Consider the following 12,888-nt stretch of genomic DNA (forward strand, 5'->3'; position numbering starts at 1 on the left):
TTCTTACCGAAACTCCCGAGTAATCGGGCGTTGCATGAGCCTAGGAGCCCACGTTGGCTGAGCTGCACGTCGAGCTGGTCGCAGCCGACCGCAAGGTGTGGTCCGGTGCGGCCACCATCGTCGTCGCCCGTACGGCCTCCGGTGACACCGGCATCATGCCGGGCCACACCCCGGTGCTGAGCGTGCTGGAGACCGGCCCGGTCACCATCCGCACGGTGGACGGCGGGACCGTGATCGCCGCTGTGCACGGCGGCTTCATCTCCTTCGCCGACAACAAGCTGTCTCTGCTCGCGGAGATCGCCGAGCTGGCGGACGAGATCGACGTCGCGCGTGCCGAGCGCGCACTGGAGAAGGCCAAGTCGGACCTGGACGAGCACGCCGAGCGGCGCGCCGAGGTCCGTCTGTTCGCGGCGCGCGGCCTCAAGGTCCACGCCTGAGTGTGCCGGACCCCGGCTTAGCGGGGTCGACCGACGGTCCCGGGGACGCGCGAGCGTGACCCCGGGACTGTCGTCGTAGTTGGTAGGTCAGCGCGGTCGCTTCATACGACCGTAACGGGGAACGCGGGTAGCGAGGAGGTAGGTGAGCATGGTCCTCGCGCTTGTGGTGTGTGCGGCGGTCGTGGCGTTGGGAGTGATCGGCCTGATGGCCTTCGCCGTGCGCCGCCGCCTGATCCAGCGGGTCGGCGGCACGTTCGACTGCAGCTACCGGCTCAAAATGCCCGCCGACGCCTCGACGCAGCCCGACCTCGACGAGAACGGCAAACCCACCTCAGCCCCGGTCCCCCCGACCGACGGCAAGGGGTGGGTTTTTGGTATCGGCCGGTACAGCGGCGATTCGATCGAATGGTTCCGGGTCTTCTCGTACGCGCCGCGCCCGCGCAAGGTGCTGCCGCGCCGGGAGATCGAGGTGCTCGGCCGGCGCTACCCGGAGGGCCAGGAGGAGCTGGCGCTGCTCTCCGGCTCGGTGGTGCTGCGCTGCCTGCACAACGGGGCGCCGCTGGAGCTGGCGATGAGCGAGGACGCGCTCACCGGCTTCCTGGCCTGGCTGGAGGCGGCCCCGCCCGGCCAGAGGGTTAACGTCGCCTAACCTGTCGGGCTAGGGTGGCCGCATGGTCAATCTGACGCGCATCTACACCCGTACCGGGGACGACGGCACCACCGCGCTCGGTGACATGAGCCGGACCACCAAGACCGACCCGCGGCTGATGGCGTACGCCGACGCCAACGAGGCGAACGCGGCGATCGGGGTGGCGGTGGCGGCCGGTTCGCTGGCCGAGGACGTGGTGGCCGTGCTCACCCGGGTCCAGAACGACCTGTTCGACGTCGGCGCCGACCTGTCCACCCCCGTGGTCGAGGACCCGAAGTACCCGCCGCTGCGGGTTCTGCAGTCCTACATCGACCGGCTGGAGGGGGACTGCGACCACTACCTGGCCCAGGTGGAGAAGCTGCGCAGCTTCATCCTGCCCGGTGGCACGCCCGGCGCGGCCTACCTGCACCTGGCCTGCACGGTGGTGCGGCGGGCCGAGCGCTCCACCTGGGCGGCGATCGCGGAGTACGGGGACTCGGTCAACCCGCTGACCGCGAAGTACCTCAACCGGCTCTCCGACCTGCTGTTCATCCTGGCCCGGGTGGCCAACAAGGAGCGCGGCGACGTGCTCTGGGTGCCGGGGGAGAACCGCTAGGCCCTAGACCCGCTCGGCCGGAGCCTGCTCCACCACGACCCGGCCGTTCTCGACCCGCACGCCGGCCGGCGGCTCCTTGGGCCAGATCGAGAAGCAGCCGGCCACGATCACGTTCACGACTGCCGCGATGCCCAGCTTCCAGTACCACTGGCCGAAGGTGCCGAAGTGGGCGGAGCCCGCGGAGAGCGGGACGAGCAGGGTGATCAGACCCAGGGTGATCACGGCGGACACGACGGTGCGGCCGGCCAGCTGCCACTCGTACCTGGTCCGCTCCGGGCCGTACTTCGGCGAGGGCAGCGGCTTGGGGCCGCCGGCGAAGCGGTGCAGGAAGTGCCGGTCGGCCCAGCGGACCAGCGAGGGGCCGTAGCCGACCGAGAAGCCGGCGTAGCTCGCGGCGAGGGCGTGCATCCAGCTCGCCTCGGCGCCGCCGCGCAGGTTGAGCACGGTGAGCGCGTACAGGGCGAGGTCCACCACCGGCAGGCCGATCAGCAGCGCGGTGCTGGTGCGGCGCAGGCGCAGCAGGTAGCGGGCGGAGAGCGCGAGGCCGAGCACGATCCACCAGGAGATCTCGGCCGCGACGATGAGGGTGACGATCACGTTCTGCTCCCGGTCGTGTCAGCGGTGTCTCCAGCCTCGTGCGCGGGAGCGGTGGTGTCGTCGTCGCGCGGTGCCGTCCGGGGCTGCATCTTTCGATGTAGCGGCCTCCTCCGTGGACGGGAGCCGGTGCGAGCTCCGGGGATGGTGAGATGGGGGTGTGCTCGTACCGTCCGTCCCCCCGCGCCGGCTGGACCGGCTGATCGCCCTGGCCGGACTGCTCGGCGGCGCGCTGCTGATCGTCTTCAGGGTGTACGACCGGCCGGAGCGCAATCCGCTCTGGTCGGTGCTGCTGACGTTGGTGGTGATGGCCGGGCTGGAGCTGGTCCGACGGACCCGGCCGGTGCTCGCGGTGACGGTGGGTGGGCTGGCCTGCGCGCTGTGCCTGCTCACCGGCAGTCTGCTGGCGACGCTGATCATGTACACCGATCTGCTGTACGCGGCGGTGGTCTACGGCACCCGGCGGATGTCGAAGGTGCTGCACCTGACCAACGGGTCCACCGTGCTGGTGCTCTCCGGTCTCGCGCTGTACTACGGGGGTACCTCGGCCGGGCTGCTGATCGTGGTGGTCAGCTCGCTGCTCTTCCTGGCGCCGGTGTGGACCGGCGACGTGGTGCGCAAGCACCGGCGGGAGGCGGATACCGAGCGGCTGCGGGCCGAACAGACCGCGCTGCTCTCGGAGATGGACCGGCGCGAGGCGGTCGGCGCCGAACGGGCGAGGATGGCACGGGAGTTGCACGACGTGGTGGCCAACCACCTGTCGGCGATCGCGATCCACGCCACCGGCGCGCAGTCGGTGGCCAGGCGGCGACAACTGGCCGAGGACGACCCGCTGGTGGAGGTGCTGGCCGTGATCCGGGAGAACAGCGTCCAAGGATTGGCCGAAATGCGTCGCATGATCGGACTGCTCCGGGACAGCGGCGGGGGAGAGGCCGACGAGTCCTACGCGGCGCCCGACCTGGCCGCCGTGGACGCCCTGCTGGCGAAGGCCCGGGCGGCCGGGCAGGACGTGGGGCTGGAGTTCGAGCTGACCGAGGACGGCGAACGCGGCGAGGTCCCGGTGCCGGTCGGGCTGGCCGCGTACCGGATCGTCCAGGAGTCGCTGACCAACGTGCTCAAGCACGCCGGGCCCGGGCTGGTCACCCTGCGGCTGGAGTTCGGGCCCGAGGAGCTGCGGATCGCCGTCGACAGCCCGTACCGGGGCGGGCCGGGCCGCGAACTGCCCGGAGCCCGGGCGGGACTGGTGGGCATGGCGGAGCGGGCCGGGCTGCTCGGCGGCAGCTTCGAGGCCGGGCCGGGGGACGGTGGGTGGAGCGTGCGCGCGGTGCTGCCGCGCGGCCGGGAGAGCGAGGGACGGGCATGACGATCCGGGTGCTGGTGGCCGAGGACCAGGCGGCGGTACGGGCCGCACTGGTGATGATCCTGCGGGCCGAGCCCGGGTTCGAGGTGGTCGGGCAGGCCGCCGACGGCGAGGAGGCGGTCCGGCTGGCGCTGGAGCTGCGGCCGGACGTGGTGCTGATGGATGTGCAGATGCCCCGGCTGGACGGCGTCTCGGCGACCCGGCAGGTGGTCGCCGCCGGGGCCGCCCAGGTGCTCGTGCTGACCACCTTCGACCTGGACGAGTACGTCTACGGCGCACTGCGGGCCGGCGCGGCCGGGTTCCTGCTCAAGGACCTGGAGGCGGACACCCTGATCGAGGGCATCCGCACGGTGGCCCGCGGGGACGGCATGCTGGCGCCCTCGGTGACCAGACGGCTGATCGGCGTCTTCGCCCGCCCGGAGCGGCAGGTCGGGCCCGAGGCGAGGGCGGCGGTGGCCGGGCTGACCGCACGTGAGCGGGAGGTGCTGGCCTGCATCGGGTCGGGGCTGTCCAACGGGGAGATCGCGAGCCGGCTGGAGATGGCGGAGGCGACCACCAAGACCCACGTCAGCCGGATCCTGGCGAAGCTGCGGCTGCGCAGCCGGGTGCAGGCGGCGATCCTGGCCCAGGATCTCGGTCTGACCATCTGAACCATCTGAGCCGTCTGAGCCGTCTGGACCGTCCGGACCGTCCGGACCGTCTGACCGACGTCCTGAGCGACTGACCAGGTCGGTTGCAGATCACACTCCCGATTGCTACTGCGCGGACGGTTCGGGCACTAGAGTCCCGGAATTGAGCGATGCGGCTCTCTCGGGCGGCGACCCCTGCCCTGAGCCGCCTTCAGGGCCCGCCCGCGGGGCGGCGACGGCATCGGGAGACCCAGCCATGAGCAATGCGTCCAGCAAGCAGATCGCCGTGATCGGTGCCGGCCTGATGGGCGCCGGCATCGCCCAGGTGTCCGCGCAGGCCGGCCACCCGGTGGTGCTGCGGGACGTCACCGAGGAGGCGCTGCAGCGCGGTCTCGCCGGCATCCGTGCCTCGTACGAGAAGTTCGTCGCCAAGGGCAAGCTGAGCGCCGAGGACGCCGAGGCCGCGCTGGGCCGGATCACCACCACCACCGACCTGGGCGCCGTCGCCGAGGCCGACATCGTGGTCGAGGCCGTGTTCGAGCAGCTGGACGTCAAGGAGGCCGTCTTCCGCGAGCTGGACAAGCTCGCCAAGGACGGCGCCGTGCTGGCCTCCAACACCTCCGCCATCCCGATCACCCGGATCGCCGCCGCCACCGAGCGCCCGGAGTCGGTCGTCGGGGTGCACTTCTTCTCGCCGGTCCCGATGATGAAGCTGGTCGAGCTGGTCCGCGGCTACAAGACCAGCGACGAGACGCTGGCCGTCGCCCGCGCCTACGCCGAGGGCGTCGGCAAGGAGGTCGTGGTGGTCAACCGCGACGTGGCCGGCTTCATCACCACCCGCCTGATCACCGCGCTGGTCGTCGAGGCCGCCAAGCTGTACGAGTCGGGCGTGGCCACCGCCGAGGACATCGACACCGCCTGCCGGCTCGGCTTCGGCCACGCGATGGGCCCGCTGCAGACCGCCGACCTGACCGGCGTGGACATCCTGCTGCACGCCGCCCGCAACATCTACACCGAGACCCAGGACGAGAAGTTCGCCGCCCCGGAGATCATGGCCCGCATGGTCACCGCCGGCGACCTCGGCCGCAAGAGCGGCCGCGGCTTCTACCCGTACGAAGGCAAGTGAGCCGACAAGGCTGAACGACCTGGCGGGCCGTGCGATCGGAGCATCGTACGGCCCGCTGTGCCGGGGGGTGAGTTTCCTCACGCCGGGTGCCGCAGACGGGTGATTTGGGCGGTAATCGAGCGTAGGTGTGGAGAGTTCCTGCGTATATTCCCTCGGACGAGTGAAGTTGCTTCAGATCAGGGCGAAAAGCAGCAACCTGCGGCGTTGCTCCACCGTCAGATGAGGGAACCCGGCATTCCGACCGGGTCCGGGTGCGAGTCGAGCCGTCACCGGCGTTCCGCCCGGGAAGTCCCACCCCGATTCAGCGGCCACCCCGCTGCCGAGCCCGTCGCGGCCGGGGCGGGCCAACCCGACCAGGCCACCCAGGCGAAGGAGGAGAGCATGCGCATCACCGGCGACCACACGGCGCTGGCCATCGAAGGCCGCCTCGACGTGCGCACCGCCGCCGACGCGCGGGCCCGGCTGCACCAGGCCGTGGACGGCGGCCTCGGCGACCTCGTGCTCGACCTCGGCCGACTGGAGTTCTGGGACGCCACCGGCCTCGGCGTGATCATGGGCACCCACCGGCGGGCCGGCCGGATCGGCCGCCGGCTCGTGCTGCGCTCCGTCCCCGCACAGCTCCAGCGGCTCCTGGTGGCGACCAAGCTGCACCGCATCCTGGCCGTCGACGGCGGCGTCGCCGAGGCGCACGTCCTCTAGCCGCCACACCTGCCCCGCACCCGACCGCACTGCGCGGGCGGGCCCGGATGTGCGAGAGTCTGCCCGTCAGAAGACGGCCGCCCGGGGCCAGCCCGCGGCCGCGACCGAAACGTGTGCCGCCCGGCGCGGGGCGCCGGCGGCCGAGCACGATGCGGAGCAGAACGTGGCACAGCCAACCGGGGAATTCCGGCAGGAGGCCGTCCGCACCCGCGGCGGAGAGCTGGTCTCCGGCGGCCTGCTGGTCGGCGTCGGAGCCCCGGACGGCTCCGAGGCCAGGCCCTGCCCGGAGGAGTGGCGCCCCCGCCCGCGCCGGATCGAACGCAGCGAGCCCGCCCGCGGCCCGGTCGGCGGCGTCGGCCGCGCCGTCGGCCCGCTCGCCCTCGGCGCCGGGCCCACCGACCTGCCGCTGCTCGATCGCGAGGCCGACATCGCCGAACTGCTCGGCCTGCTCGCCGAGGGCCGCTCGATACGCCTGGTCGGCCAGGCCGGCTCGGGCCGCAGCACCCTGCTGTCGGCCGTCGCCGAGGCCGCGGCCGACCTCGCCCCCGGCGGCGTCGTCCAGCTGTGCGGACACCGCCGCACCGCCGCCGACCTGCTCCAGGACCTCTTCGCGGCCACCCACCACGCCCCCGGCCACCGGCCCGACCCCGGCCAGCTGGCCGCCCACCTCGCCGGGATCCGCGCCGTCGTCGTGATCGACGAGGCCGAGCCGACCGGCGCCGAGCTGGAGGAGCTGCTCGCCGCCGCCCCCGGCTGCGCCTTCCTGATCTCGGTCGCCCCGGACAGCCCGCCGCTGCCGGGCGACTCCCGCATGCGGGACCACGCCGTCGCCGGGCTCTCCCGCTCCGCCTGCCTCACCCTCGCCGCCCGGCTCGCCGGACGGCCCCTGGACGTGGCCGAGAAGGCCTGGGCGGTCGACCTCTGGTTCGAGTCCGAGGGCCTGCCGCTGCGCTTCGTGCAGGCCGCCGCGCTGCTGCGCCAGCGGGACGTCTCGGTGGACGCGCTGGTCGCCGCCGAGGACGACCGGCTGGACGTCTTCGGCGCGGTCGACGAGCCCGTCCACGACCCCGACCCGGCGGTGCGCGAGAACGCGCTGCGCCGCACCGTCCCGCTGCCCTCGGTCGCCGAGACCGCCTCGCCCGCCGTCCGGCTCGCCGAGGGCCTGAGCGAGCCCGCGCAGGCCGTGCTGCGGCTCGCCGTGGCGCTCGGTGGCGAGTGCCCCACCGCGCCGCACCTGCCCGCGCTGATCGACGTCGGCCAGGGCGAGAGCGCGCTGGCCGAACTCTCCGACGCCGGGCTGGCGGTGTCCATCGGCGGGCACCACCGGCTCACCGCCGGGGCGCTGGACCTGCTCGCCCCGCACTGGCCGGCCCGCGGCTGCGTGGACGGCGCCGCCCAGCACTTCGCCTGGTGGGTCGGGCACAGCTCGGTCTCGCTGGAGCAGATCGCCGCCGAGGCCGAGGTGGTCATCGGCGTGCTGCTGGCCGACCGGAACTCCGGCCGGCACGAGGCGGTGGTCCGGCTGGCCCGGGCGGCGGCGCCCGCGCTGGCGCTGGCGCTGCGCTGGGGCGCCTGGGAGCGGGTGCTGCAGCTGGGTCTGGAGGCGGCCCGGCGCACCGGCGCGGCGGTCGACCAGGCCTGGTTCCACCACGAGCTGGGCGTGTACGCGATCTGCGTCCAGCAGCCGTCCCGGGCGATCGCCGAGCTGGAGACCGCGCTCACCCTGCGGGCCTCCGCCGGGGAGCAGCGCGGGGTCGCTGCGGCGCGCCGGATGCTCGACCTGCTGCGTGCCGACGGCCGGCAGCTGCCCGCCGCCGCGGTCGCGGCGGCACCGGGCCGCGGGCCGGTGATCCGCAAGATCGCCGCCCGGGTGCCGGCCGGCCTGAAGGCCCGGGCCGGGAAGCGGCGCCGGGTGGTGGTGGCCTCCGCGGCCGTGCTCACCTTCGGGGTGCTCGGCACGGCGGTGGCGATGAGCATCACCGGGCCCGACGAGCACAAGGGGAACGACCCGCACGGGCGCCTGGACGACGTCGGCGCCACCGGTAACGCGCCGATGCCGCTGCCGTCCGCCAGCAGCAGCCCGGGGACGGCCGGTACGGGCGGGACCGAGCCGAGCAGCCCGGCGGCGACGGAGACCAGCCCGGAGCCCTCGGCCAGCGGCAGCGCGTCGCACTCGCCGAGCGCCTCGCCGACCAGGAAGCCGAGCTCCTCGCCGGGGGCCACCGGGTCGGGTGCCCCACAGCAGCCGCAACCGCAGCAGCCCGCACCGGGGCAGCCACAGCCGCCGGTGCAGCAGCCGGGGCAGCCGCAGGGCGGTTCGGCCGGCGGCGGCACCGGTGGGGGGACCGGCGGTGGCGGTACTCAGCCCGGTGGCGGCACCAACACCTCGCCGTCACCGAAGCCGACGGTGACCCCGTCCTCGTCGGCCCCTGGTCAGACACCGTCCGGGTCGGCCACCGGGACCAGTACCGCCAGCCCGTCGTCGACCTCGACCAGCTGAGCGATCAGAACAGCTTGAGCTTGTCGTCGTCGATGCCGCGCAGCTCGTCGTAGTCCAGCACCACGCAGCCGATGCCCCGGTCAGTGGCCAGGACGCGGGCCTGGGGCTTGATCTCCTGCGCGGCGAAGACGCCCTTGACCGGGGCCAACAGCGGGTCCCGGTTGAGGAGTTCGAGGTAGCGGGTGAGCTGTTCGACGCCGTCGATCTCGCCGCGGCGCTTGATCTCGACGGCCACCGTGGCGCCGTCGGCGTCGCGGCAGAGGATGTCGACCGGGCCGATCGCGGTCGGGTACTCGCGGCGGATCAGCGACCAGCCGGTGCCGAGCACCTCCATCCGGTCCGCGAGCAGCTCCTGGAGGTGCGCCTCGACGCCGTCCTTGATCAGGCCGGGGTCCACCCCGAGCTCGTGGGAGGAGTCGTGCAGCACCTCCTCCAGCGTGATGATGAGCTTCTCGCCGGCCTTGTTCACCACCGTCCAGACCCCGTCGGCCTCCTTGAGGGCGCACGGCGGGGACATCCAGTTGAGCGGCTTGTAGGCGCGGTCGTCGGCGTGGATGCTGACGCTGCCGTCGGCCTTGACCAGGATGAGCCTGGTGGCGGAGGGCAGATGGGCGGAGAGCCGACCGGCATAGTCGACTGAGCAGCGGGCAATTACGAGACGCACGGTCGACCACGCTAGCCCACCGGGGCCAGTTGATGCGATTCCGCGACGACCGGGTGAAGAAACCGCGAACCCCGCGAACATGGAGGTTCGGCGGTCCCGCCACCGTCCGTCGCGCTCTGGCGCCCACGCCATCAGGCCGCTACGGTGTGTGACGGCACGGCTGCGGGCTTGCGTCAACGGGGATGGAGACTTCAGATGAACGATCCGACAGGATCTGGCCATTCTGGTGCACCATCGCGTATTTGTGGAGCAATCCCCAGGAACGACCAGCCTGCTCCGCCGTTGACTGCCACGCTGTTCTGACGCGGTCGGTGTCCGGGACGTCACGTCCCGTGGCGCCTCCGCCTTCGCAAACGGTGCCGGAAACGCCCGTCCCACGGTGTTCCGGACATCACCTGCGATTTCGCCCACCCTCACTGTGAGCTTGGACTACGCATGACCACCCGGGCGCCGCGCGGGTGGACCGTGAGAGGAGAATCCATGTCGCTCGACGTCTCACCGGCCCTGCTGGAGAAGGCTGAGCGGGGCGAGGTCGACGAGCGGGAATTCGTCGACTGCGTCCGCGTCTCGCTGCCGTACGCCTGGGACCTGATCAGCTCGCTGGTCGCCCAGGCGAAGGTCGACGGCACCGACTTCGCCGACAACCAGGTACCGCCGCCCAGCGAGCAGGCCCGCGGCCAGCTGCTGCGCGCCCTGGCCAGCGATGCCATCCGGGGCGCCCTGCAGCGCCACTTCGGGGTGCGGCTGGCGTTCCAGAACTGTCACCGGGTGGCGGTGTTCGTGCCGTCGGAGGCCAACGAGGCGCGCTACGACCGCTTCACCTCCGTCCGGGAGCAGCTGCTCAACCAGTCCGAGGAGCTGCGGGACTGCTGAGCCCGGCGGTGCCGGCCGCCCCCGTCCCCCGGTGCGGGGGGAGGGGCGGCGGCCAGGCCCGGTCTCAGGTGAGCTGCGGCAACACCTCGGAGCCGAGCCGGGCGATGTTGTGCAGGGTCGCCTCGCGGTCGCCGCTGCCCTCCGCGAGCAGGGCGAACCGCCGGACGCCGGTGCGCTCGGCGGTGGCCAGCAGCCGGTCGGCGCACTGCTTCGGGGTGCCCACCGCGTGCAGGTCGCAGAGGAGTTCGGTGTACTGGTGCGGGTCGCGCATCTTCCGCTCGCGGCCGTCCACGGTGCGGTGCGCGCCCAGCCCGTACTCGAACCAGCCGGGCATCGCGTTCAGCAGGGTGGCCCGGGCCTGCGAGGCGCGGTCGTCCACCTGGGCCACCCCGGCCGCGACGTGCTGGCGGCTGATCCGGCGCAGCTGCTCCTCGCCGCGCCCGGCGGCCAGCCAGGCGGCACGGTAGAGCTCCAGCATCCGCAGCTTGTCGTCGTCGCCGGAGTGCATGCCGAGCAGCATCGGCAGGCCGCGCTCGGCGGCCAGCCGGACCCCGTTGGGCGAGGTGCAGGCGACCACCACGGGCGGGCCGGCCACCGGCCGTCCGGCGGTGGTGAGTTCCTCGCCGGGTCCGTCGATGTCCTGGCGCTGGCGCGGGAAGCGCACCGGGCGGGAGGGCTCGTCCAAGCCGAGCCAGCTGCCCAGGCCCGGGCGCCGCAGCGACTCGGTGGCCTGCGGCACCACCGGCACCTCGGGGAAGGAGAACTGCGGGCCGTCCGCGCCCACCCGGGAGCCGCGCAGCCAGCGCAGCAGCAGGTCCAGCCGCTCCGGGAAGCCCTTCTCGAAGGCGTCCACGCCGCTGCCGAAGACGTCCAGGTCGATCCACGGCCCGCCGCGGCCGACCCCGAGCGTGAAGCGTCCGCCGGAGGTGAGGTGGAGCAGCGCGGCCTGCTCGCCGAGCGCCACCGGGTGGCTGGTGGAGAGCACGCTGACGGCGGTGCCGACGCCGATCCGGCGGGTGCGGCCGAGCAGCAGCGCGGCCAGTGTCGCGGCGTTCGGGCAGACCCCGTACGGGACGAAGTGGTGCTCGGCCAGCCAGACGCTGTCCAGGCCCGCGCGTTCGGCCTCGACGGCGGCCCGGACGGTGCGCTCCAGCGCCTCGCCGTGGGTCTGCCCGGGGAACTGCGCGGACAGCAGGAACGCGCCGACCCGGACCGGGGCGGTGTCCGGCGGCAGCGCGCCGGTGAGCTGCGCGGCGGTCAGCGGTTCGCCCGCGACGGCGGTCAGCGACGGCACGGTGGTCAGCACCGGGCCCGGGGCGGGCGGCCGGACGCCGACGGGCCGACGGGTCTCGGCGCGGGGGCTGGTCTTGGTCATCGGGGGCCTCCTCGGGTGCACGCAGGGTCTGCGAGCCCCGCCTGTTCCCTTCGTGGGTATCCGATGTCATGTGCCAATGGCACGCGGAACCCTGAATTTCGCCGATGGTCGGGTGGATCTCGGCAAAAACGCCGGACCGCCGGCCGAACCCGTGATAGAGGCCGTTCAAAGAGGTCGGGCACCACCGGGCCCGTCTCCCGGGCCCCTGCCGGGCCCGAGGGGCAGGCCATAGGCTGGAACGACTTCGAGCCCCGGAAGAGAGGCAGTCCGCCGTGCCCCGCCGCAACCGGATCAATATCGCCGCCCCCCGCGAGAGCGCCGAACCGACTGCCCCGCGCGGCGGATCGCTGCGCCGCACAGAGCACTACCAGGGCGAGGACTGGGTGGTCCAGACGGTCGCCGGCACCTCGGGCCGGCACTACCGCTGCCCGGGCTGCGACCAGGAGATCCCGTCCGGGGTGGGCCACGTGGTGGCCTGGCCGATGCACGGCGCCGGGGTGGACGACCGGCGGCACTGGCACCGCGCGTGCTGGGGGGCGCGTGAGCGCCGGGCCGCCAACGTCCTGCGAGGCCGCGGCGCTCCGCGCTACTGACCGCCCCCCCGGGTGCCGAACTCCCTCACGCGTCGCGGTTCTTGAGCACCAGTGCGCCGCCGACCAGGGCCGCGGCGGTCCAGGCCAGGCAGATCACGAAGCCCGCCCACGGCCCGTACGGCTGGCCGTTCTGCTCGTACACCAGCAGCATCCGCGAGCCCGCGTAGTCCGGGAAGTAGTGGGCCAGGGTCTTGACCTTCGGTACCGCCGAGAGGATCGGCGAGAGCAGGAAGAAGAACGGCACCAGCACGCCGAGGGCGAGCGTCTGGTTGTGCAGCATGGCGGTGACGCCGGCCGAGAACAGGCAGAGCATCGTCAGGTACAGCGCGGCGCCGAACACCGCGCGCAGCACGTGCGGCTCGGCGAGGGTGGTGGAGTGCGTGCCGAGCAGCGACTGGCCGACGAAGAAGGTGACGAAGGCGGTCACCAGCGAGACCGTCAGGGCCAGTGCGCCGAGCACCGTCGCCTTGCCGGTGAGCAGGGTGCCGCGCTGCGGGACGGCGGCCAGGGTGGCCCGGATCATGCCGCTGCTGTACTCGTTGCCGATCGCCAGCACGCCGAAGACGATGATGGCCAGCTCGCCGAGCATGATGCCGGAGAAGGCCGTCCCGGTGGCGTCGAAGGTGGCCTGCTCGTGGCGCCGGAACTCGGTGAAGTTGCTGTTGGTGAGCAGGGAGAGCAGCGCGCCGATGCCCACGGTGACCACGAAGGTCAGCGCGAGGGTCCAGACGGTGGAGCGGACGCTGCGGATCTTCGTCCACTCGGAGCGCAGGATCGCCGGGAAGGACGTCATC

The 12,888-nt window shown here is 73.1% G+C and carries 14 protein-coding genes; 10 read left to right on the top strand and 4 right to left on the bottom strand.

The annotated features are described in order from the left end of the window. The first annotated feature begins 53 nt into the window (after positions 1–53). From ACIRYZ_RS12220 to ACIRYZ_RS12230, 3 genes are all read left to right on the top strand, one after another. Complete coding sequence (locus ACIRYZ_RS12220; RefSeq protein ID WP_316526266.1) at positions 54–437, top strand: F0F1 ATP synthase subunit epsilon; 384 nt, start codon at positions 54–56, stop codon at positions 435–437. A 148-nt stretch (positions 438–585) separates the two neighbouring features. Continuing rightward, positions 586–1,086 (top strand): DUF2550 domain-containing protein, encoded by a 501-nt coding sequence (locus ACIRYZ_RS12225; RefSeq protein ID WP_030057523.1) that lies wholly within the window; start codon positions 586–588, stop codon positions 1,084–1,086. A 22-nt stretch (positions 1,087–1,108) separates the two neighbouring features. Further along, complete coding sequence (locus tag ACIRYZ_RS12230) at positions 1,109–1,681, top strand: cob(I)yrinic acid a,c-diamide adenosyltransferase (protein ID WP_393031564.1); 573 nt, start codon at positions 1,109–1,111, stop codon at positions 1,679–1,681. A gap of 3 nt (positions 1,682–1,684) precedes the next feature. Here ACIRYZ_RS12230 and ACIRYZ_RS12235 read toward each other — a convergent pair whose 3' ends face one another. Further along, entirely contained in the window at positions 1,685–2,278 is a 594-nt protein-coding gene (locus ACIRYZ_RS12235) for a hypothetical protein (protein WP_402942542.1), read from the bottom strand. A gap of 157 nt (positions 2,279–2,435) precedes the next feature. Between ACIRYZ_RS12235 and ACIRYZ_RS12240 the strand changes: the two genes are divergently transcribed. The 5 genes from ACIRYZ_RS12240 to ACIRYZ_RS12260 all read left to right on the top strand — a co-directional run bounded on the left by ACIRYZ_RS12240 (position 2,436) and on the right by ACIRYZ_RS12260 (position 8,589). Then, the gene (locus ACIRYZ_RS12240; RefSeq protein WP_402942545.1) at positions 2,436–3,638 is read left to right on the top strand and encodes a sensor histidine kinase; all 1,203 of its coding nucleotides are present in this window, start codon (positions 2,436–2,438) and stop codon (positions 3,636–3,638) included. Further along, entirely contained in the window at positions 3,635–4,285 is a 651-nt protein-coding gene (locus tag ACIRYZ_RS12245; RefSeq protein WP_387617174.1) for a response regulator, read from the top strand. Before ACIRYZ_RS12240 ends, ACIRYZ_RS12245 begins: the two co-directional genes overlap by 4 nt. 235 nt (positions 4,286–4,520) lie before the next feature. Next, complete coding sequence (locus ACIRYZ_RS12250) at positions 4,521–5,390, top strand: 3-hydroxyacyl-CoA dehydrogenase family protein (protein ID WP_387617172.1); 870 nt, start codon at positions 4,521–4,523, stop codon at positions 5,388–5,390. 381 nt (positions 5,391–5,771) lie between these two features. Then, on the top strand, positions 5,772–6,089 hold the full coding sequence (locus ACIRYZ_RS12255) for an STAS domain-containing protein (protein ID WP_380611563.1): 318 nt from the start codon (positions 5,772–5,774) through the stop codon (positions 6,087–6,089). A gap of 163 nt (positions 6,090–6,252) precedes the next feature. After that, on the top strand, positions 6,253–8,589 hold the full coding sequence (locus ACIRYZ_RS12260; RefSeq protein WP_402942549.1) for an ATP-binding protein: 2,337 nt from the start codon (positions 6,253–6,255) through the stop codon (positions 8,587–8,589). A gap of 4 nt (positions 8,590–8,593) precedes the next feature. Here the strand turns inward: ACIRYZ_RS12260 and nucS are convergent, their stop codons facing one another. Next, positions 8,594–9,253 carry an endonuclease NucS gene (nucS, locus tag ACIRYZ_RS12265; protein WP_393031579.1) on the bottom strand — a complete coding sequence of 220 codons (660 nt, stop codon included), beginning with the start codon at positions 9,251–9,253 and terminating at the stop codon, positions 8,594–8,596. A 480-nt stretch (positions 9,254–9,733) separates the two neighbouring features. Between nucS and ACIRYZ_RS12270 the strand changes: the two genes are divergently transcribed. After that, entirely contained in the window at positions 9,734–10,126 is a 393-nt protein-coding gene (locus ACIRYZ_RS12270) for an SCO5389 family protein (protein WP_350504362.1), read from the top strand. 64 nt (positions 10,127–10,190) lie between these two features. Here ACIRYZ_RS12270 and ACIRYZ_RS12275 read toward each other — a convergent pair whose 3' ends face one another. After that, a complete protein-coding gene (locus ACIRYZ_RS12275) occupies positions 10,191–11,501 on the bottom strand; it encodes an LLM class flavin-dependent oxidoreductase (protein WP_402942552.1) in 1,311 nt (436 codons plus the stop codon). 272 nt (positions 11,502–11,773) lie between these two features. On the opposite strand from ACIRYZ_RS12275, the gene ACIRYZ_RS12280 reads away from it, so the two are divergent. Continuing rightward, complete coding sequence (locus ACIRYZ_RS12280; RefSeq protein ID WP_402942555.1) at positions 11,774–12,094, top strand: ATP/GTP-binding protein; 321 nt, start codon at positions 11,774–11,776, stop codon at positions 12,092–12,094. 25 nt (positions 12,095–12,119) lie between these two features. Here the strand turns inward: ACIRYZ_RS12280 and ACIRYZ_RS12285 are convergent, their stop codons facing one another. Further along, a complete protein-coding gene (locus ACIRYZ_RS12285) occupies positions 12,120–12,887 on the bottom strand; it encodes an ABC transporter permease subunit (protein WP_402942558.1) in 768 nt (255 codons plus the stop codon). Position 12,888: the final 1 nt, after the last annotated feature.

The organism is Kitasatospora sp. NPDC101155 (assembly GCF_044768305.1).
GTDB lineage: Bacteria > Actinomycetota > Actinomycetes > Streptomycetales > Streptomycetaceae > Kitasatospora.

Coding starts and splice junctions, on each gene's coding strand:
- ACIRYZ_RS12225 (WP_030057523.1), top strand. CDS start 586: ATGGTCCTCGCGCTTGTGGTGTGTGCGGCGGTCGTGGCGTTGGGAGTG.
- ACIRYZ_RS12230 (WP_393031564.1), top strand. CDS start 1,109: ATGGTCAATCTGACGCGCATCTACACCCGTACCGGGGACGACGGCACC.
- ACIRYZ_RS12245 (WP_387617174.1), top strand. CDS start 3,635: ATGACGATCCGGGTGCTGGTGGCCGAGGACCAGGCGGCGGTACGGGCC.
- ACIRYZ_RS12250 (WP_387617172.1), top strand. CDS start 4,521: ATGAGCAATGCGTCCAGCAAGCAGATCGCCGTGATCGGTGCCGGCCTG.
- ACIRYZ_RS12255 (WP_380611563.1), top strand. CDS start 5,772: ATGCGCATCACCGGCGACCACACGGCGCTGGCCATCGAAGGCCGCCTC.
- ACIRYZ_RS12270 (WP_350504362.1), top strand. CDS start 9,734: ATGTCGCTCGACGTCTCACCGGCCCTGCTGGAGAAGGCTGAGCGGGGC.
- ACIRYZ_RS12275 (WP_402942552.1), bottom strand. CDS start 11,501: ATGACCAAGACCAGCCCCCGCGCCGAGACCCGTCGGCCCGTCGGCGTC.
- ACIRYZ_RS12285 (WP_402942558.1), bottom strand. CDS start 12,887: ATGACGTCCTTCCCGGCGATCCTGCGCTCCGAGTGGACGAAGATCCGC.